Source organism: [Clostridium] symbiosum ATCC 14940, assembly GCF_000466485.1.
Classification (GTDB): Bacteria; Bacillota; Clostridia; order Lachnospirales; family Lachnospiraceae; genus Otoolea; species Otoolea symbiosa.
This window is the reverse complement of record NZ_KE992857.1, coordinates 1-1,856: the sequence shown is the minus strand read 5'-3', so window position 1 is coordinate 1,856 and position 1,856 is coordinate 1. Positions and strand designations below refer to the sequence as shown.

Here is a 1,856-nt window from a genome sequence, read left to right as displayed (position 1 = left end):
GATAGCGTCAATTTACTTTCGGATCAAATGGTATAGCGCTGCCCTCTTGTGATTGCTTTAGTTTTGTCCCTTATATTTTGATTCTTTCTTTTTATTTACTTCTCTGCTCGTTTTATCCTTTTTTCCATTCATTGCTTCCACATTTTACGGACAGAAACGAAAGAACTCAAGGGGTTATGAACTGCTCCGCAGCCCTTGACTTCTTCCCTTCCTTTCCTGTTTCCGGTAGTTAAGCAATGGATGGCTCTCTCTAGCAGCACAGCTGCTGGCTTAACAAGTCTCGCATCCATCTCATACCGGATGCTTCTTTTCCCGGTACGCTGCCCTGCAGTCTCTCTGCATACTTTCTTCCCGCCTGTGCTCTCCGCAGTTCCCGCACCAGTTCTTCCTGTTTTTCTATACGCTCCCTTTTCTCCTTCTTTTCCTCCTGGTATTTTAGCAGATCGATGATTTTACCTCCATTTAGACGGTAGGCACGCAGCCTTGCCATCTGATCGGCTCCTGTGCGGCTCCAGCCCATCGGACGGCTGCTCATTCGGCTCGACAGCACATGGCTTACCTGACCCTCCGCATGGCAGCCCCATACCGCTCCTCCATCATCTACACGGATTATGATCCCCTTCCAGTTGTTCATTAAATAGGTCAGGCCTTCTTCTACATCTCGATACTTGCTCTCTTTTTCCGTTACCTCCAGGATTTGATGGAAAATCTCTTTTACACGACTGCGGTCTTTCCCGGAGACTGCTTCATATATCTCCCCTTTTACCTCTGCCGCACTGTCCAGCAGATGGGACACTGATTTCTGTATATATTTCTCCATATGGAACTTATCCAGCACGAAATGGGCCTTTTCCAGCACTTCACACCCAGCCTTTATCCAGGCAGCACCGTCTCCGGCTATATAGATCTTCTCCAGATAATCCAGGTCATACGTCGCTCCAATATAGTCTCTTACTTTCTCCCACAGCTCCTCATTCTGTTTTCCCGGATACAGGCCGCAGAAATAGTGTTTCCCTGTCAGACGGTAACGTTTCCGCTTTGACGTTTCCCCCGTCTCTTCTTCGATATCCTCATAAACACAGATCAGCTTCGGCATCAGCGTATTACTTTTTCTTCCGTTCCCATCACAAAGCAGATCTCCTTTCTTCTCCCAGAACTGGGCTGCTACATGATCTTCGTCTGCCTCAATATAAAGGTGCCTGAGTTTTTTCTTTTCCTCCTGCTCTTTTACCGGCATTTCTACCACCGTTTTATGCACCAGATTTTTGACCGTCTGTTTGCTCACCTGTTCCGACAGGCTGGCGTGCTCCCCTCCTTTACGGTAGCTGCTCTCCAGGGTTTCTTCCAGTATGGCTGCCGCTGCTCCTGTTGTGATTCTCTGGTGGGCCTCTAATCCGATGACTTCATCCAGCAGATACACCGATTTTCCAGTCCTTTTTGAAGTATAGTAGGTTCGGTTAAAGCGAATGTTTCCTAAGGGAAGAAGCAGTTCCTTGGGCTGGCTGCTTTGTTCCACCACGTAGGCCTGGCGACGTTTTTCACTTACTTTTATCATCTGATCCATTGCTTCCAATGTTTCTACAAGAATGTTCCGGGCCAGGTTCAGGGCTCTTTCCTGTAAGTCCTTCCCGTAAAGATCAAGGTCAAATGTTCCTTCCACAAATTTCCTCATGGAGTTTTCAATTTCATAGGTTTCTTTTTCAATAAAATGTTGTATACTGTTAATCATGGAAAGCACCTTTCTTTGTGTGGTTGACGGTTTGGCAAAACTATTCTATCACAAAGAGGTGCTTTCTTTTTCTTCCTTTTTATGGCTTACATAAATTTCCATTAACCGAATTTAACTTTACGCTATT

1 protein-coding gene is annotated in these 1,856 nt (G+C 46.0%); it reads right to left on the bottom strand.

Translation table 11 applies throughout. From position 1 onward, the window contains the following. Window positions 1-250: 250 nt before the first annotated feature. Window positions 251-1,729, bottom strand: coding sequence for an ISLre2 family transposase (locus CLOSYM_RS06345; protein WP_021641445.1), 1,479 nt, complete (start codon window positions 1,727-1,729; stop codon window positions 251-253). Between the last annotated feature and the right edge of the window lie 127 nt (window positions 1,730-1,856).

Excerpts from the sequence above, each read along its gene's own strand:
- CLOSYM_RS06345 (WP_021641445.1), bottom strand. The coding sequence starts at position 1,729 with ATGATTAACAGTATACAACATTTTATTGAAAAAGAAACCTATGAAATT.